Origin of the sequence: Modestobacter sp. VKM Ac-2985 (assembly GCF_026967925.1) — a bacterium.
Lineage (GTDB): Bacteria > Actinomycetota > Actinomycetes > Mycobacteriales > Geodermatophilaceae > Modestobacter.
Genome location: NZ_JAPVBI010000001.1, coordinates 851011 through 867769 on the forward strand (window position 1 = coordinate 851011; position 16759 = coordinate 867769).

The 16759-nt window shown below is 73.6% G+C and carries 19 protein-coding genes; 10 read left to right on the forward strand and 9 right to left on the reverse strand.

Annotation, left to right across the window (positions count from 1 at the left end):
- The first annotated feature begins 32 nt into the window (after nucleotides 1–32).
- The 3 genes from O2V61_RS03935 to O2V61_RS03945 all read left to right on the forward strand — a co-directional run bounded on the left by O2V61_RS03935 (nucleotide 33) and on the right by O2V61_RS03945 (nucleotide 2219).
- Nucleotides 33–587: a hypothetical protein gene (locus tag O2V61_RS03935; protein ID WP_269182020.1), complete on the forward strand. Its 555-nt coding sequence runs from the start codon at nucleotides 33–35 to the stop codon at nucleotides 585–587.
- Nucleotides 588–760: 173 nt separating this feature from the next.
- Nucleotides 761–994, forward strand: a complete 234-nt coding sequence (locus O2V61_RS03940) for a hypothetical protein (protein ID WP_269182021.1) — start codon at nucleotides 761–763, stop codon at nucleotides 992–994.
- A 139-nt stretch (nucleotides 995–1133) separates the two neighbouring features.
- Nucleotides 1134–2219, forward strand: a complete 1086-nt coding sequence (locus O2V61_RS03945) for a glycosyltransferase family protein (protein ID WP_269182022.1) — start codon at nucleotides 1134–1136, stop codon at nucleotides 2217–2219.
- A gap of 9 nt (nucleotides 2220–2228) precedes the next feature.
- Here O2V61_RS03945 and O2V61_RS03950 read toward each other — a convergent pair whose 3' ends face one another.
- The 3 genes from O2V61_RS03950 to O2V61_RS03960 are packed head-to-tail and all read right to left on the reverse strand — an operon-like array spanning nucleotide 2229 to nucleotide 4335.
- Nucleotides 2229–2960, reverse strand: a complete 732-nt coding sequence (locus O2V61_RS03950) for a spermidine synthase (RefSeq protein WP_269182023.1) — start codon at nucleotides 2958–2960, stop codon at nucleotides 2229–2231.
- A 26-nt stretch (nucleotides 2961–2986) separates the two neighbouring features.
- Entirely contained in the window at nucleotides 2987–3658 is a 672-nt protein-coding gene (locus O2V61_RS03955) for a reverse transcriptase domain-containing protein (RefSeq protein WP_269182024.1), read from the reverse strand.
- Entirely contained in the window at nucleotides 3589–4335 is a 747-nt protein-coding gene (locus O2V61_RS03960; protein ID WP_269182025.1) for a hypothetical protein, read from the reverse strand. Before O2V61_RS03960 ends, O2V61_RS03955 begins: the two co-directional genes overlap by 70 nt.
- Before the next feature lie 312 nt (nucleotides 4336–4647).
- Here O2V61_RS03960 and O2V61_RS03965 point away from each other — a divergent pair, with 312 nt between their 5' ends.
- From O2V61_RS03965 to O2V61_RS03980, 4 genes are all read left to right on the forward strand, one after another.
- Complete coding sequence (locus O2V61_RS03965) at nucleotides 4648–5259, forward strand: DUF4956 domain-containing protein (RefSeq protein WP_269182026.1); 612 nt, start codon at nucleotides 4648–4650, stop codon at nucleotides 5257–5259.
- Nucleotides 5256–6059, forward strand: coding sequence for a polyphosphate polymerase domain-containing protein (locus O2V61_RS03970; RefSeq protein ID WP_269182027.1), 804 nt, complete (start codon nucleotides 5256–5258; stop codon nucleotides 6057–6059). Before O2V61_RS03965 ends, O2V61_RS03970 begins: the two co-directional genes overlap by 4 nt.
- Complete coding sequence (locus tag O2V61_RS03975; protein ID WP_269182028.1) at nucleotides 6056–7924, forward strand: carbohydrate-binding domain-containing protein; 1869 nt, start codon at nucleotides 6056–6058, stop codon at nucleotides 7922–7924. Before O2V61_RS03970 ends, O2V61_RS03975 begins: the two co-directional genes overlap by 4 nt.
- Nucleotides 7925–8017: 93 nt before the next feature.
- Entirely contained in the window at nucleotides 8018–8635 is a 618-nt protein-coding gene (locus tag O2V61_RS03980; RefSeq protein WP_269182989.1) for a hypothetical protein, read from the forward strand.
- Nucleotides 8636–8647: 12 nt separating this feature from the next.
- Here O2V61_RS03980 and O2V61_RS03985 read toward each other — a convergent pair whose 3' ends face one another.
- Complete coding sequence (locus O2V61_RS03985; protein ID WP_269182029.1) at nucleotides 8648–9052, reverse strand: hypothetical protein; 405 nt, start codon at nucleotides 9050–9052, stop codon at nucleotides 8648–8650.
- A gap of 101 nt (nucleotides 9053–9153) precedes the next feature.
- A complete protein-coding gene (locus O2V61_RS03990) occupies nucleotides 9154–9492 on the reverse strand; it encodes a hypothetical protein (RefSeq protein WP_269182030.1) in 339 nt (112 codons plus the stop codon).
- Nucleotides 9493–9615: 123 nt separating this feature from the next.
- Here O2V61_RS03990 and O2V61_RS03995 point away from each other — a divergent pair, with 123 nt between their 5' ends.
- Entirely contained in the window at nucleotides 9616–10605 is a 990-nt protein-coding gene (locus O2V61_RS03995) for an LLM class flavin-dependent oxidoreductase (RefSeq protein ID WP_269182031.1), read from the forward strand.
- Between the two features lie 5 nt (nucleotides 10606–10610).
- Here the strand turns inward: O2V61_RS03995 and O2V61_RS04000 are convergent, their stop codons facing one another.
- Nucleotides 10611–11942, reverse strand: a complete 1332-nt coding sequence (locus O2V61_RS04000) for a C40 family peptidase (RefSeq protein WP_269182032.1) — start codon at nucleotides 11940–11942, stop codon at nucleotides 10611–10613.
- A gap of 160 nt (nucleotides 11943–12102) precedes the next feature.
- On the opposite strand from O2V61_RS04000, the gene O2V61_RS04005 reads away from it, so the two are divergent.
- Together O2V61_RS04005 and O2V61_RS04010 are read left to right on the forward strand one after the other, a co-directional pair.
- Complete coding sequence (locus O2V61_RS04005; protein ID WP_269182033.1) at nucleotides 12103–12300, forward strand: hypothetical protein; 198 nt, start codon at nucleotides 12103–12105, stop codon at nucleotides 12298–12300.
- Nucleotides 12301–12361: 61 nt separating this feature from the next.
- Nucleotides 12362–12970, forward strand: coding sequence for a GDSL-type esterase/lipase family protein (locus O2V61_RS04010; protein ID WP_269182034.1), 609 nt, complete (start codon nucleotides 12362–12364; stop codon nucleotides 12968–12970).
- A 256-nt stretch (nucleotides 12971–13226) separates the two neighbouring features.
- On the opposite strand, the gene O2V61_RS04015 is transcribed toward O2V61_RS04010, so the two are convergent.
- Genes O2V61_RS04015 through O2V61_RS04025 form a run of 3 tightly spaced genes read right to left on the reverse strand, consistent with a single transcriptional unit; the run spans nucleotide 13227 to nucleotide 16699 of the window.
- Nucleotides 13227–14006 carry a succinate dehydrogenase/fumarate reductase iron-sulfur subunit gene (locus O2V61_RS04015; protein WP_269182035.1) on the reverse strand — a complete coding sequence of 260 codons (780 nt, stop codon included), beginning with the start codon at nucleotides 14004–14006 and terminating at the stop codon, nucleotides 13227–13229.
- A gap of 16 nt (nucleotides 14007–14022) precedes the next feature.
- Nucleotides 14023–15969 carry a fumarate reductase/succinate dehydrogenase flavoprotein subunit gene (locus O2V61_RS04020; RefSeq protein WP_269182036.1) on the reverse strand — a complete coding sequence of 649 codons (1947 nt, stop codon included), beginning with the start codon at nucleotides 15967–15969 and terminating at the stop codon, nucleotides 14023–14025.
- 19 nt (nucleotides 15970–15988) lie between these two features.
- Nucleotides 15989–16699, reverse strand: a complete 711-nt coding sequence (locus O2V61_RS04025; RefSeq protein ID WP_269182037.1) for a succinate dehydrogenase cytochrome b subunit — start codon at nucleotides 16697–16699, stop codon at nucleotides 15989–15991.
- Nucleotides 16700–16759: the final 60 nt, after the last annotated feature.

Genomic DNA, 16759 nt, shown 5'->3' on the forward strand with positions numbered 1-16759 from the left:
GTGCGCCTGCGCTCGACGGTGAGAGGACGACCATGGCCGATCCCGAGACCGATCCCGACGTCGACCCCGAAGGCGGGCCCCCGGCCTCCAGGACGGGCACCGGTCGTGCGGTGCGCTGGTGGCTGGCCGCGGCCACGTTCGTGGCCGGGCTCTTCGTCGGGGGGCTCCTCGTCGGCCTGCTGAGCGAGGGGTCGGCGCCGGTCCCGGTCGCAGCCCAGGACGCGCCCGGTACCGACGGCGCCGTCCCGCTGCCGGAGGCCCCGGCGACGGGGGAGACCGCCGAGGTGGTCGTCAACGCCGCCTGCCTGCGGGCGGTCAACGGGGCACAGGACGTCGTCGCCGTCATCGACGACCTGGGTGAGGCGGTCAGCGAGTTCAACGCCGCCCGGCTGGACGAGGTGGTCCGGCGGCTGCAGCCCCTGCAGGGGCGGCTGAGCGCCGACATCGCCGGCTGTCAGGTCGTCAGCGAGGTGCAGGAGGCGACACCTCCCGCGACGCCCACCGGGACGCCTGCCGGGACGCCTGCCGGGACGCCGCCGGGTGAGCCGGTGCCGCCGTCGCCCACCGCTGTCGCACCACCCAGCTGATCCGGGACACTGACACCGCGACGTCCGGACGGCCGACCGACCGGCCTGGCACCCACAGGCAGGGCACATCTCGAGCACAGTGGCGTGCCGACGAGCCCGGTGAGGCTGGCGGCATGCCACTGCGGACCTCACCCGGCACCGATGCGAGCGCACCAGTCGGGAGGGCGCCGGACATGGACGACGGTGCCGCACCGCCGCGGCGGGACTTCCCGTTCCCCGAGGCCAGCCGGCACCACATGCGGGAGTGGCCGCTGGTCTGGGACCCGCAGCGCGGGCACTACGGCCGCACCTGCCCGCACGGCGTCGGTCACCCGGACCCCGACGACGTCGTGTTCCTCCAGTCGGTCGGCGGCGTCTCGGGCGTCCATCCCTGCGACGGCTGCTGCATCGCCCCGCTCCGGGACTGACCCAGCGGTCACCTCGGGCGGGCACGTCCTCGCTGCGGACTGCCGATGGAGGGAGGAGACGTCCTGCCGTCCCGTCGGTCGGGGCTCCCGGACGGCGCCGGACCCGCGGTGCCGCAGTCGCGAAAGGCCTACGTCGACCATGCACGTGCTGCTGATGAACCAGGGCCACATCGGCCCCGACCACTACCGCGTCAAGGAGCCGGCCCGCGCCGTGCAGGAGGCGGGGCTGGGCGTCGCCGTCACGGTGGACCGGGGCCTGGCGACCACCATGCGCCCGGTCGTCGAGGGCGGCGAGCCCGAGGTCGTCGACGTCGACGCCAAGGGAGCCGACGTGGTGGTGCTCCAGGCGCCCAAGACCAAGGAGATGCTGCAGTGCATCCGGGTCCTGCAGGCCCAGGGGGTCGCCGTGGTCGTGGAGTTCGACGACCTGCTCTCCGCCGTCCCCTTCGGCCACATGGGGCACAAGGGGCTGGTCCGGGGCGGGCGCGCGAAGATCGCGCTGGAGTGCGCCAAGGAGGCCGACCTGGTCACCACGTCCACCCCGGCGCTGCAGCAGGAGTACGCATCGCACGGGCGCGGCGTCGTCGTGCCCAACGCCGTCCCGCGCCGGATCGCCGAGCTGCCCCCGGCCTACGAGCGTGACCCCGAGGTGGTGCGCATCGGCTGGACCGGGAACGTCGCCGGCCACCCCTACGACCTGCAGGAGATGGGGTCGGGGCTGCAGCAGGCGCTGGACCGGACCCGTGGGCGCAGCGAGTTCGTGGTGCTGGGGCAGAAGTGGGACGCCCGGGAGCGGTTGCGGCTGCCCGAGGAGCCGGCCGAGGTCCCGTGGATCCCGGACGTCGACGACTACAGCCGGGCCATCGGGGAGCTGTTCGACGTGGGCATCGCCCCGCTCCGCATCGACCGGTTCAACACCTGCAAGAGCTGGCTGAAGCCGCTGGAGTACTCCGCCCGCGGCGTCTACTGCGTGCGGGCGCGCACCGAGGAGTACGAGCGGCTCGGCCTCGGGATGCCGGCCCGCGCGCCGAAGGACTGGGCGAAGTGGGTCGCCGCCGGGGTCACCGACGCCGACCGTCGTCGGGAGAGGGCCGCAGCCGCGCGGGAGCAGGTGCTGGCCGGCCACCTGATGGAGCACACCGTCGAACGCTGGGTGGCCGCCTGGCGGCTGGCCCTGGACCACCGGGCCCGCAGCATGCGCCGGGGCGTGCTCGCGCAGGCATAGCGGGCCCGGTCAGCGCGGCTTCGTGCCGAGGTAGACCGTGTTCGTGGCCGGCCGGTCCTGCAGGGGGTTGGGGAAGCTGACGACCTCGGCGGCGACGTCGGTGAAGACCTCGGCCAGCACGGACAGGTAGCCGTCCTCGGGCGGGTCGTTCGACCACAGCGAGAACACCCCTCCCGGCCGCAGGTGCCCGGCCAGCCGCCGGGTGCCGGCGACCCCGTAGAAGCCGGCGCTGCCGTCGGCGAGCAGGTGCTGCGGTGAGTGGTCGATGTCGACGACGACGGCGTCGAAGACCCGGCCGGGCGTCGCGGGGTCGAAGCCGGTGCCCTCGGTCATCGCGAAGAAGTCCCCGTGCACGAACCGGCAACGGGGGTCGGCGGTGAGCGTGGGGCCGACCGGCACCAGCCCGCGCTGGTGCCAGCCGATCACCGGCTCGAGCAGGTCGACGACCACCAGCTCCCGCACCCGCGGGTCGGCCAGGACCGCCTCCGCGGTGTAGCCGAGCCCGAGCCCGCCCACCGCGACGTCCAGGCCGGGCGCACCGGGGGCGGGCCCGCCGAGCCGTGCCAGGGCGAGCCGGGCCACCGCCACCTCGGCCACGGTGAACTGGGTGGACATCAGGAACTCCTCGCCGAGCTTCACCTCGAAGACGTCGAGTCCGGTCACCGGGTCCCGCCGCCGGCGCAGGCTCACCTCACCGATCGGCGTGGGGCTCCAGTCCAGCTCCTCGATCCGGGCGCTCATCCGGTGACCTCGATCATCGGCCGAGCCTACGAGGGCGAGGGCGCCGACCAGTCGATCCGGTCGGCCAGGCCGTGCAGCCGGGCGCCGAACGCCGGGTCGACCGAGGCGGCCCAGGACACCCGGCCCAGCACGTGGTCGCGGAAGGTGGCCGGGTCGTGGCCGCGGGTCTGGGTCGTCCAGCCGTGGACGGCGCAGTTGTGCAGCAGCGCCCGCAGCGCGTCCCGCTCCGGCCGCGGCAGGGTGGGGTGGTCGTTGACCACCGTGCCCAGCACCGACTGCCGGCGGGCCGCGCTGGTGGCCGAGGTCTTCGCCGCGTTCACCCGGAAGCCCTCCTCCTCGACCACGGCGGTGACCAGGGCGGCGAAGCGGTCGCGGGTGATCCGCCGGTCCCCGCTGAAGGTCAGGTCGTCGACGTAGCGGGTGTAGGTGGCACCGGCGGCCGTGGCGAGTCCGGTCAGCCGGCGGTCGAGGCGGTGGCAGACCAGGTTGGCCAGCGCCGGGGACGTCGGCGCCCCCTGCGGCAGGTGCGGCACCGCCAGCCGCTGACCCAGCCGCCCGTGCCGTTCCCGCGCCTCGATCCCCTCCGGAGCAGGGACGTGCCGCCACACCTCGGTGGGCAGCACCGTCGTCACCAGGCCGGTGAGCACGTGCGCCACCGGCTCGGGCAGACCGGCGACGCCCAGCAGCAGGCCGTGCACCCGCCCGGCGGCGACGCTGCGAAGAACGCCTCCAGGTCCATCCGCAGCACGAACGCGGACCCCGCGTGCGGGGCGACCGCGGTGCGCACCGAACGTCCGGGCACGCAGCCGTGCGCGGCGTCGTGCACCGGGATGCGGTCGAGCACGTGCCGCAGCACCCGCCGCTGCGCCTCCTTGAGCCGGGGCTTCGGCGCGGCGAGCAGCCGCACCCCGGACGGGCGCTGGACCACCCGCCAGCGGTAGTGCCGCAGCGCCTCGCCGGCGGTGCGCTCCAGCCGGCGGGCGTCGGCGAGCCACGCCAGTTCGCCGGCGTCGACGTCGAGCAGCCGGGCGACCGCGGCCTGGTCCGGGAGGTCGGCGACCGGCCGCCGCCGCCGGGCCAGCGCGGTCGGCACCGGCTGCCACCGCACGGGCCGGGGGAGCGGGCGCCGGGACTGCCCGCGCTCCCACCCCCGCGTCGTCCGGACGACGCGGGCCAGCTCCCGCGGTCGGTCGACCGGGGCGGCGGGGTAGACCGTCTGCACCTCCCCGACCAGCGTGCCCACCCAGGTGTGGGCGCGGGCCTGGCCCAGCGCCACCGCCACCCGGCGGACCATCTCCGGCCGGCGCCACGGGCCGGCCAGCAGGGCGGTGGCGATCGCGGCGGCGGTGGCCGCGGCCTGCCGTTCGGCGGTCACCGCGACCGCCCGGGTGCACGGCGGGGCGGCCAGCCGCTCCTCGCTGGAGGCGCCGCCTGGTGCGCGGAGCGCACAGCGCGGCTCATGACGCGATGCCCGACCTGCTCACGATGCCCCGGGGTTGCCCCGGGGTGATCGGCTGCTGCCGATCGTCCTGACCGCCCCGTCGTGCACGCGGCCACCGTAGTGGTGCGGGACCTCGCCGTGCGGATCCGGCGACGTCCACAGCGGGCACATGGGCGACACAGGGTGGCGGTGCAGCTCCGGCCCGCAACCTCCTGTTGTCCCGTCGTCTACCCCACGGAAAGCCGGATGACCTCCACGCTGCTCTACTCCGCCGACCTGGTCGCGATCGTCGTCCTCACCCTCGGCGTCTACTTCCCCCGCCACCACCGCCGTGACCTGGTGGTCGCCTACCTGGGCGTCAACGTCGGCGTGCTCGCCGTCTCCGCCGCCCTGGCCACCAGCGGGGTCGGCGCCGGCCTCGGGCTGGGCCTGTTCGGCGTGCTGTCGATCATCCGTCTCCGCTCCACCGAGCTGGCCCAGACGGAGGTCGCCTACTACTTCTCCGCCCTCGCACTGGGGCTGCTCGGCGGGCTGGGCGCCGGGGGCACGGTGCTCCCGGTGGTCCTGATGGTGATGATCGTCGCCGTCCTCTTCGTCGCCGACCACCCGCGGGTGCTGCGCCGGCACCGCCAGCAGGTGGTGCGGCTGGACACGGCGTTCACGGACGAGGCCGCGCTCGTCGCCCACCTCGAAGGGCTGCTCGGTGCCCGCGTGCACCAGGTGGAGGTGCAGCGGGTCGACCTGGTCGACGACACCACGCTGGTCGATGTCCGCTACGAGGTGGTGAAGGTGCCGGCGCGCGTCCCGGGCGACGGTGCCACCGGGCACCCGGTGCGCCGGCCGGCGGTGCTCCGGTGACGGCCCTGAGGACGGCTCCGGACGCCGTGCTCCGGTCGGTCGCGGACCTGACGACGGTCGGCCTGGCCGAGCTGGTCGACCGGGCCGCCCTGCAGACCCGGGTGGACCGCAAGTACCTGCTGACCGTGACCGCGGCCGAGGCGGTAGTCGCCGGGCTGGCCGAGGCGGAGCAGCTCCGCGTGCTGGCCGAGGGGGAGCAGCGGGCCTTCTGCTACGCGTCGCAGTACCTCGACACCCCCGAGCTGACCGGCTTCCACCTCGCCGCGCGGGGCCGCCGCCGCCGCTTCAAGGTGCGGGTGCGCACCTACCTCGACTCCGGGGACTCCTTCCTGGAGGTCAAGACCCGCGGCAGTCGCGGCCAGACGGTGAAGGAGCGGACCCCGTGGACCGGGGGCGACGACGTCTTCGTCGACGACGTCCTGCAGCGGGCCGGCATCGAGCAGGTGCCCGCGGCCGCGCTGCGGCCCACGCTCTGCACCGGCTACCTGCGCACCACGCTGCTGCTGCCGGCCACCGAGAGCCGGATCACCGTCGACACCGGCCTCACCTGGTCGCTGCCGGGCGGGCGGGCGGTCGCCCTGCCCGGGATGGCGATCGTCGAGACGAAGTCCGGGGCCGCGGCGTCGGCGGCCGACCGGCACCTGTGGCGGCACGGCCACCGCCCCTGCCGGATCTCCAAGTACGGCACCGGCCTGGCCGCTCTGCGCCCCGGGCTGCCGGCCAACCGGTGGCACCCGGTGCTCAGCCGGCACTTCCCGACCCAGCCCACCCGCCACCCCGAAGCGAGGAACCCCGCATGAGGACCACCCGGCTCCGCACCACCCTCTCCGCCGTCGCGATCGCCGCCCTGCTGGCCGGCTGCTCGTCCGCCGGCGGGACGGCCACCGCCGCGGCGGCCGCGGACACGGTCGTGTCCAGCGACGTGTCGGCCAGCACCGGTGCCACCGTCGCGGAGGCGCTGGCGGCGAACGCGGCCGCCGTCGACACCACCGGCGCAGCCGAGTACGACGAGGCCGACGTCGTGGCGGTCGACCTCGACGACCCGGTGTCGTCGACCGGGGTGACCGTCGACGACGGCACCCTCACGATCACCGCCGCCGGCACCTACCTGCTGTCGGGCACGCTCGAGGACGGCCAGGTCGTCGTCGACAGCGCCGGGGACGGCGTCGTCCGGCTGGTCCTGGACGGCGCCGACATCACCTCCTCGACCACGGCGGCGATCGCCGTGATGGACGCCGAGCAGGCCGTCGTCGTGCTGGCCGACGGCTCGACCAACCACCTGGCCGACGCCGCGGAGCACGCCTCGGCCGACGAGGAGCCCAACGCGGCCCTGTACAGCTCGGCGGACCTGGTCCTGACCGGCACCGGTGAGCTCACCGTCGAGGGCAACGCCAACGACGGCATCGCAGGCAAGGACGGCCTGGTCGTCGAGTCCGGGACGATCACCGTGGACGCGGTCGACGACGGGGTCCGCGGCAAGGACTCCCTGGTCGTGGCGGGCGGCACGATCACGGTGACCGCCGGTGGCGACGGGCTGAAGTCCGACGACACCGAGGACGCGACCGCCGGCTACGTGCACCTGGCCGGCGGCACGGTCGCGGTGACCTCCGGCGGCGACGGGGTGCAGGCCGAGACCGACGTCGTCGTCAGCGGGGGCGAGCTGGTCGTCGAGGCCGGCGGTGGCAGCTCGGCCACCGTGGCCGAGGACGACTCGGCGAAGGGGCTCAAGGGTGCGGTGAGCGTGGTGGTCGGTGGCGGCACGGTCCAGGTGGACGCCGCGGACGACGCCGTGCACAGCAACGGTGCGGTCAGCGTCACCGACGGCGTCCTCACCATGGCCAGCGCCGACGACGGCGTGCACGCCGACACCGACGTGACGATCACCGGCGGGACCGTCACCGTCACCGACTCCTACGAGGGGCTGGAGAGCGCGGCGGTCACGATCGCCGGCGGGACGGTCGACCTGACCGCGAGCGACGACGGGGTCAACGTGGCCGGCGGCAACGACGAGTCGGCCGCGGCCGGTCCGGGTGGGGGAGGGGACGCGTTCGCTGCCTCCGACGAGTTCCAGCTGACCATCAGCGGCGGCACCACGGTGGTCGACGCCGGCGGCGACGGACTGGACTCCAACGGCTACGCGACGATGACCGGCGGCACGGTGGTGGTGAACGGGCCGACCGAGTCGATGAACGGCGCGATCGACGTCAACGGCTCCTTCGACGTCGACGGAGGGGTCCTGCTGGCCGCCGGGAGCGCGGGCATGGCGGTCGGCCCGGCCACCAGTTCGGCGCAGGGCTGGCTGTCGGCCACCCTCGACTCGGTGCAGCCGGCCGGGACGACGGTGCAGGTGACCTCCGCCGACGGCGAGGTGCTCGCCACCTACACCGCGGCGAAGTCCTTCCAGTCGTTGGTCTTCTCCTCCGCCGAGGTCGAGAGCGGCGCCGCACACGTCGTCTCGGCGGGCGGGACGGCGTCCGGCGAGGACGTGGGCGGCCTGTCCGCCACCGGCGACGCCACCGGCGCGACGCAACTGGTCACCGTGACGGCCGGGGAACAGGCCGCGGGCGCTGGTGGCGGTGCCCCCGGTGGCGGCTTCGGCGGCCAGCCCCCAGCCGGGGCCCAGCGCCCCGGCGGCCAGCCGTCCTCCGGAGGGACGGCCGACTGACGACGCTCCGTCCGCCCGGCCGGTGCCCCGACGCCGACCGGGTGGGCGGACCCGGGACAGCGCACCCCGTCGTGCGCCAGGATGGGGCCCGTGATGCCTCCGCACCCCGGCCAGCCGCCGGCCCCGATGGTCGTCCCGGCCTTCTTCGTCTCGCAGCGGGTCACCATGATGGTCAACCGCTACGAGATCCGGGCCGTCCAGCCGGACGGCTCCGAGGGCCACCTGCTCGCGCTGGCCGAGCAGAAGCGGATGAAGCTGAAGGAGGAGGTGGTCTTCTACGCCGACGAGTCGAAGAGCCGCGCGGTCTTCTCCTTCAAGGCCCGCCAGCGGCTGGACGTCTCGGCCCAGCACGACGTCTTCGACGAACACGGTGCACCGCTGGGCATGTTCAGCAAGCAGTTCGGGGCCAGCCTGCTCCGCTCGACCTGGACCCTGTCGGCCCCGGGCATCGAGGCGGTCGGCCGCGAGCGCCGACCGGCCCTCGCGGTCGTGCGCCGGGTCTGGACCGCGCTCCCCGTCGTCGGCGACGTCCCGGTGCCCTTCGTCTTCCACTTCGACTTCGTCGACACCGCGACCGGGGCGCCGGTGCTGATCAGCGAGCGGAAGAAGGCCATCCGGGACCGCTACACCGTCACGGTGCCCGACCCGCGGCTGGACTTCCGGGTCGCCGCAGCGATGGCCGTCGCCCTGGACGCGCTGCAGAGCCGCTGACCGGGGCCGGCGCTAGAGGTACCGGCTCTCCAGCTCTGCGAAGAAGGCCTTCGCCAACGCGGTGAAGTCGGCCTCGCGGACGGCGATCTCGTCGCCCACCCGGTACTTGAGCACGGTGCGCGCCGGGTCCAGCCGGATGTGCTTGTCGGCGACCATCGTGCCGCCGTGCACCAGCGACTCGGCGATCAGCCGTACCTCGTTGAGCGCGTTGCCGTCCGAGCCCTCGATGCCCCGGCCGCGGTGTACGAACCAGTTCTCCAGCACCACGACCAGGTCGTTGAAGAAGACGGGCTCGAACGCACGCAGCGCGGCCGGCTCGGTGGCGGCGGCCAGCTCCCGGTAGGCGGCGACGCGGGCGTCGACCGCCGCGCGCCGTCCGTCGATGTAGTCCAGTGCGTAGGTGCTCTGACACAACACGGCTGCTCCTCCCCGGATCGCGACGCTGCGCTCCGACCGGCCCCTCCAGGGTGACACCGCGCGCGGCCGTCCGGAACCGGTCCGCGTGGCGGACCCGCCGGTCAGGTCCGGCTGGTGTCGGGCTGCAGGCTGCGGGGGACCGGCAGCGGGGGCAGCGGTGTCGGGGTCCGCCGGGCGCGCTCCGCGCCGGGGAGCAGCAGGTCCGGCCGGGTGCGCGGCTCGAGCGGGGCGGGGACCAGTGAGGCGGTCTGGGGCAGGCGGAGGTCGGCCAGCTGCATCCAGCTGGTCCGGCGGAGCCCGGAGACGACGGCTTGGACGTGCACCCGGCAGGTGCCGTCGGGTGCGTGCCGCCAGCCGAGCAGGACCGCGGGCCGCCAGTTCCCGTCCAGCAGGAACTCCACCGGCAACGGCTCACCCAGCAGCGTCGTCATCTCCTGCACGGCGGCGACTGTAGGTGCGCGTTCGATCACAGATCGGCAGGCGCGCGTGCGGTGGCCCGCTCGGGAAGCGCGCCGGGGTGCGGTGCGTTGACCCGGACAACCAACGCGAAAGGCACCTCCCTCATGCGCATCCCGCTGTCCGTCCTCGACCTCGCCCCGATCGCCCGCGGGGAGACCGTCAGCAGCAGCATCGCGGCCAGCGTCGCCCTGGCTCAGCGCGCGGAGGAGCACGGCTACCAGCGGGTCTGGTACGCCGAGCACCACAACATGCCGAGCATCGCCTCCTCGGCCACCAGCGTGCTCATCGCCCACGTCGGCGCGCAGACCAGCCGGATCCGGCTCGGTGCCGGTGGCGTCATGCTGCCCAACCACGCGCCGCTCACCATCGCCGAGCAGTTCGGCACCCTCGACGCGATGTACCCCGGCCGGATCGACCTCGGCCTGGGCCGCGCGCCGGGCTCGGACCAGAACACGATGTACGCGCTGCGCCGTGACCCGAACTCCGCGGACACCTTCCCGCAGGACGTGCTGGAGCTGCAGGGGTACCTGGCCGGCCGGACCCGGGTGCCCGGCGTCGACGCCATCCCCGGCAAGGGCTCGGACGTCCCGCTCTACGTGCTCGGCTCCTCGCTGTTCGGCGCCCACCTGGCCGCTGCGCTCGGCCTGCCCTACGCCTTCGCCAGCCACTTCGCGCCCCAGGCCCTGGAGGCCGCCGTCGCCACCTACCGACGGGAGTTCCAGCCCTCCGACCAGCTGGCGGAGCCCCACGTCATCGCCGGGGTCAACGTCGTCGCCGCCGACACCGTGCGCCAGGCGGAGGAGAACCTGCAGGCAGTGCGCCGGAACATGGCGGTGGGCCTGTTCGGGCGGGGACGCAGCTTCACCGACGAGGAGGCCGACCTGCTGCTCGAGCAGGGGGCCGGGCAGCACGTCAGCTCGATGTTCACCTACGCCGCGATCGGCACCCCGCGGGAGATCGGCGACTACCTCGAGGGGTTCCGCAAGCAGGCCGACGCCGACGAGCTGATCGTCGCCCACCAGGCTCCGACCACCGAGGGCCGGCTCCGCTCGGTGACCCTGACCGCGGAGGCCATGGAGTCCGTCAGCGCGTAGCTGCGTCAGGCGGTGGGGCGGACGCCGCCGATGAAGCCGCTCCACCGCATCGACGTGACCCGGATGACCGAGCCGCTCTGCGGGGCCTCCAGGATCTGGCCGCCGCCGAGGTAGATGGCCACGTGGTGGATGGTCGAGGGGCGGCTGGTGTCGGTGGCCCAGAAGACCAGGTCACCGCGCTGCAGGTCCGACCGGGGGACCGTGGGCAGGGCCGAGTACTGGGCCCTGCTGTTGCGCGGGATCGAGACGCCGGCCTGGGCGTAGGCGTAGCGGGTGAGCCCGGAGCAGTCGAAGCCGACGATCCCGGCGTCGATGCCCCAGCCGACGCTGGGCCCGCGGAGGGAGCCGCCGCCCCAGGAGTAGATCGTGCCCAGGTGGCGGCGCGCGGCGGAGATGGCGGTCTCGACCGCGGAGGAGTCGCTGATCCCGGCCGGGGTGCCGGCCTGCGGCTTCGAGACGACGGAGCGGGTGGGTGCCGACGCCCGCTGGGCAGCCGCTCGTTCGGCGGAAGCCCGCTCCGCAGCAGCGCGCTCGGCGGCGGCGCGCTCGGCGGCGGCCTGCTGGGCGGCGTGCTGCTCGGCGGCGACGCGGGCGCCCTGCAGGCCGAGGAGCTCCTGCTGGGCCCGGGCGAGCTCCTGCTCCAGCGTGGCCTGGCGGGCGGCGAGCCCGGCTGCCTGGGCCCGGGCGCCGGCCTCCAGCTCCTCGGCGGTGGCCAGCGCGTCCTCGGCCTCCTGCTTCAGCGTCGCGGCCGCGGTCAGGCTCGCCTGCGCGGCTGACTCGGCGGCGCGAGCCTGCTCCTCGGCGGCCGTCACCGCGACGACGACGTCGCCCTGGTGGGCGCCGGCGGCCTCGAGGAGGGCGGCGCGCTCGAGCATCTGCGCCGGGCCATCGGCGGTGGTCAGCGCCTCCAGGGTCGGGGAGGTGCTGCCCTGCTGGTAGCTCTGCCGGGCGAACGTGGCGATGTCCGTGCGGGCGGTGGCCAGCTCGGCGGCGGCCCGGTCGGCGGAGGCCGCTGCGGCGTCGGCGGCGGCCTGGGCCACCTCGTACTCGGCCTGCTGGGCCTGGAAGGCGTCCAGGGCGATCGCCGACTGCGCCCGGGCGGCGTCCACCTCGGCCTGCGCGGTGGCCAGCTCGGCGGAGAGGGAGCCGACCTGCTGCGCGGCGGCGTCCTGCTGCTGCCGAGCCGCGCTGATCTGCTCGTCGGAGGGGTTGGTCGGGGTGGCCGCGGCGATGCCGGGGACCGCGACCAGGCAGAGGGCCGCCACGACGACCACGCCGGCCATCCGGCGCACCGGACGTGTGCCGGTGCGTCGCTGGATCGAAGCCTCGGTGCCCATGTCCTCGCGTCCCTCCACTGCCGTCGTTCACCCGATCAGGTGACCTGGCAGAGAAGTCGGACGTTCCCAGGTGGTCCTTGAGCGCCTCGACACCATGAGTTGGTGACAACGACGTCGCCCGGTTCGGGGTCCGGCGCGGCGCTCGGGGGAGCATGGGGGCATGAACGTCTTCACCGACTACGCCGAGACGCACTGGGTCCCGATCAACGGCGACATGGTGACCGTGCAGACCATCGACGCTGCGGGGGAGCGGGAGACGCACGTGCTCTCGGTGCCGGACGCGCTGGCCCAGTTCACGGTCAAGTACCCGTTCGTGGACGACGCCCAGGCCGCTGCGCTCTTCGCCCAGGGCGGCTGACGACGCCGCCACGAGGCCTGGATCACGGCACACCCGGCGGCACCGGGCTGTTGAGCAGGGTGTGACGCTCCGCCTGCTCGTCCTCGGTGACTCCCTCGCCTTCGGCACCGGTGCCGCGACGGTGCAGGACACCGTCGGTCCGCGGCTGACCCGTGCGCTGGTGGACGCCGGGCACGACGTGCACCTGCAGGTGGTCGCCGTGCCCGGGGCCACCTCCCTGGACCTCGGCGCCCAGGTCGGCCGGGTGACCGGGCCCGTGGACGTCGCGCTGCTGGTCGTCGGTGCCAACGACCTGACCCGCCAGGTGTCACCGGTCCGGGCGGCCGCGGCGCTGGGCTCGGCCGTGCAGGAGCTGCGCGGGGCCGGCGCCGCGGTGCTGGTGGTCCCGACGCCCGACCTGTCGTCGGTGGCCTGGGTGCCCCCGGCCTTCCGCGCGGTCGTCGCCGGCCTCTGCGACCAGCTGCGCAGCCGGCAGACCGTCGCCGCCGAGCAGGCCGGCGCCGTCGTCGCACCGGTGGCCCCGGAGCTGTCCCGGCGGTTCGCCGCCGACCCCACGCTGTTCTCCGCCGACCGGTTCCACCCGTCCTCGGCCGGTTACGCGCTGGTGGCCGAGGCCCTGGCCCCGGCGCTGCTCCGGCTGGCCGCCGAACGCACCGACGCCGCGGCCTGACCCAGCCGGGCTCGCGCAGGGGCAGCCGGCAGTCGGCAGGCCGCCGTCCCGTCGAGGAGCCGGCGCCGGTGCCGGCAACCAGTCGGTGGCCGCACGAGGCGACCACCGCGCCGTCCGCGGTCGCGCCACAGCACCTCCGTCGGCGCCTGCTTGGCGCTCACCCGAGCGCCACCAGGTCGACGACCCCAGGACGCCGAACGGGCCGGCACCCCAGGTGGGGTGCCGGCCCGTTCGGCCACCGGGGAGGTGCCGGCGATCAGCTCATCGGGACGGCGCCGGCGCGCAGCGCACCGAGCAGGTCGTGGTTGAGCCGGGAGATGGTCTCCATCGAGATGCCCTTGGGGCACACGGCGGAGCACTCGCCGATGTTGCTGCAGCCACCGAAGTCCTCGGCGTCCTGCTGGGCCACCATCTTCAGCACCCGGGCGTCGCGCTCGGGCTGGCCCTGCGGCATGAGCCCGAGGTGGGAGACCTTCGCCGCGGTGAACAGCATCGCCGAGCCGTTCGGGCAGGCCGCCACGCAGGCACCGCAGCCGATGCAGGTCGCGGCGTCGAAGGCGGCGTCGGAGTTCTTCTTCGGCACCGGGGTGGAGTGCGCCTCGGGGGCCGTGCCGGTCGGGGCGCTGATGAACCCGCCGGCGGAGATGATCCGGTCGAACGCCGACCGGTCCACGGCGAGGTCCTTGACCACCGGGAAACCGCCGGCGCGCCACGGCTCGATGTCCAGCACGTCGCCGTCGGAGAACGACCGCATGTGCAGCTGGCAGACGGTGGCCTGCTCGGGGCCGTGCGCGATGCCGTTGATCATCAGACCGCAGGAACCGCAGATGCCCTCGCGGCAGTCGTGGTCGAAGGCCACCGGGTCGTCGCCGTCGAGGATCAGCTTCTCGTTCAGCACGTCGAGCATCTCGAGGAACGACATGTCGGGCGAGACGTCGGTGACGTGGTACGTCACCATCTTGCCCTTCTTGGTCCGGTCGCGCTGACGCCAGATGCGCAGCGTCAGGCTCATCATCGGTGTCTCTGTGCTGGTCACTTGCAGCTCCGCTGTGTCACTTGTAGCTCCGCTGTGCGAGGTGGACGTACTCGTACTCGAGGGCCTCGCGGTGCAGCACCGGCGGTTCGCCCTCCGGGGTGTACTCCCACGCGGCGACGTAGGCGTACTCCTCGTCGTCGCGCAGCGCCTCACCCTCCGGCGTCTGGCTCTCGACCCGGAAGTGCCCACCGCAGCTCTCGTTGCGGTGGAGCGCGTCGACGCACATCAGCTCGGCGAGCTCGATGAAGTCGGCGACCCGGCCGGCGTGCTCCAGGTTCTGGTTGAAGATGCCCTGCTCACCGGAGACCTTCACGTTGGTCCAGAACTCGTGCCGGATCTCCGGGATCCGGTCCAGTGCCTTGCGCAGGCCCTCTTCCGAGCGCTCCATGCCGCACAGGTCCCACATCAGTCGGCCGAGCTCGCGATGGAAGGAGGCGACCGTCCGGGTGCCGTTGATCGACAGCAGCCGCTCGGTCTGGCTGCGGACCGACTGCTCGGCCTCGACCGCCGCCGGGTGGGTGGCGTCGACCGCGGGGAACGGGCCGTCGGCGAGGTAGTTGCTGATCGTGCTGGGGAGCACGAAGTAGCCGTCGGCCAGGCCCTGCATCAGTGCGCTGGCACCCAGCCGGTTGGCGCCCTGGTCGGAGAAGTTGGCCTCACCGATGACGAACAGGCCCGGGATGTTGGACGACAGGTCGTAGTCGACCCACAGCCCGCCCATCGTGTAGTGGACGGCCGGGTAGATCCGCATCCCGGTCTCGTAGGCGTTCTCGCCGGTGATCCGGTTGTACATGTCGAAGAGGTTGCCGTACTTCGCCTCGATCGCCGGCTGGCCCAGCCGGGCGATGGCGTCGCTGAAGTCCAGGTACACGCCCAGCCCGTTCGGCCCGACGCCGCGGCCCTCGTCGCAGACGTTCTTGGACTGGCGCGAGGCGATGTCGCGGGGCACGAGGTTCCCGAACGCGGGGTACTTGCGCTCGAGGTAGTAGTCGCGCTCGTCCTCCGGGATGTCCTTGGGGTTGCGGTCGTCACCGCGCTCCTTGGGCACCCAGACCCGGCCGTCGTTGCGCAGCGACTCGCTCATCAGCGTCAGCTTCGACTGGTAGTCGCCGCTCACCGGGATGCAGGTCGGGTGGATCTGCGTGTAGCACGGGTTGGCGAACAGGGCGCCGCGCTTGTGTGCCCGCCAGGCCGCCGTGACGTTGGAGCCCTTGGCGTTGGTGGAGAGGTAGAAGACGTTGCTGTAGCCACCGGAGGCCAGCACGACGGCGTCGGCGAAGTGGCTGGTGATCTCGCCGGTGATCAGGTTCCGGACGACGATGCCCCGGGCCTTCCCGTCGACGACGACCAGGTCGAGCATCTCGGTGCGCGGGTGCTGCTCGACGTTGCCGAGGCCGATCTGCCGCTCCAGGGCCTGGTACGCGCCGTAGAGCAGCTGCTGGCCGGTCTGGCCGCGGGCGTAGAAGGTGCGCGCCACCTGGGCGCCACCGAAGGAGCGGTTGTCCAGCAGGCCGCCGTACTCGCGGGCGAACGGCACGCCCTGGGCCACGGCCTGGTCGATGATCGCGGCGCTGACCTCGGCCAGCCGGTAGGAGTTGTCCTCGCGGGAGCGGAAGTCACCGCCCTTGACGGTGTCGTAGAACAGCCGGTGCACGCTGTCGCCGTCGTTGCGGTAGTTCTTGGCGGCGTTGATGCCGCCCTGGGCTGCGACGCTGTGCGCGCGCCGGGGGCTGTCCTGGAACCAGAAGTTCTTGACCCGGTAGCCCATCTCGGCCAGCGACGCCGCCGCCGAGCCACCGGCCAGGCCGGTGCCGACCACGATGATCGACAGCCGGCGGCGGTTGGCCGGGTTGACCAGCCGGGCGCGGAACTTGCGCTCGTTCCAGCGGTCGGGGAGCGGGACGTCGCGAGGGGCGGTCGTGTCGGCGATCGGCTCGCCCACGGTGAAGAGCTCGAGAGGCATGGCGGTGTGTCCTTCTCTCTCAGTCGATCAAGCCGAAGACGACGGACAGCGGGACGAGCAGGAAGCCCACGGTGATGACCCCGGCGACGACGTAGGCGAGGCCGTTGACGGCGCGCTCGCGGCGCTTGTTCGTCTGGCCGAGGGTCTGGGTGGCGGCGAAGATGCCGTGCCGCAGGTGCAGGCCGAGCAGCACCATCGAGACCACGTAGAAGAGCGTGATCGGGATGTTGGAGAAGCTGGCGATCAGGCGGTCGTAGGGCGTGGAGTCGTAGCCGACCGGGTTCACCGCGCCGAGCGTGAGGTCCAGGATGTGCCAGATGATGAAGAGCGCCAGGATGAGCCCGCCCCAGCGGACGGTGCGCGAGGCGAAGCTCTGCTGCACCCGCTTCTTGGTCACGTAGGGCACCGGACGGGCGCGCCGGGCCTGGCGCCACAGCGAGATGGCCGCCCAGAAGTGCAGCACCACCGCGGCGAGCAGCACGATCCGGATGATCCAGAGCGCCGTCTGGGCCGGGAGCGCCGGCTCACCGATGGTGCGGATCCACCCGGAATAGCTGTTGAACGCCTCGGCGCCGGAGAAGGCCTTCAGGTTGCCGACCATGTGGGCGAGCAAGTAGAGGATCATGATGATCCCGCTGACCGCCATGACGGTCTTCTTCACGACCGAGCTGTCGAACCGGCCGGTCTTGGGGGCCCTGCGCTGGGCCGGCTGCGTCGTCACTGTCGCCACAAGGCCAAAGGTAAGCCCAGTGCCCACGTGACACCCAGGTGAACGCACCGTGACACAGCT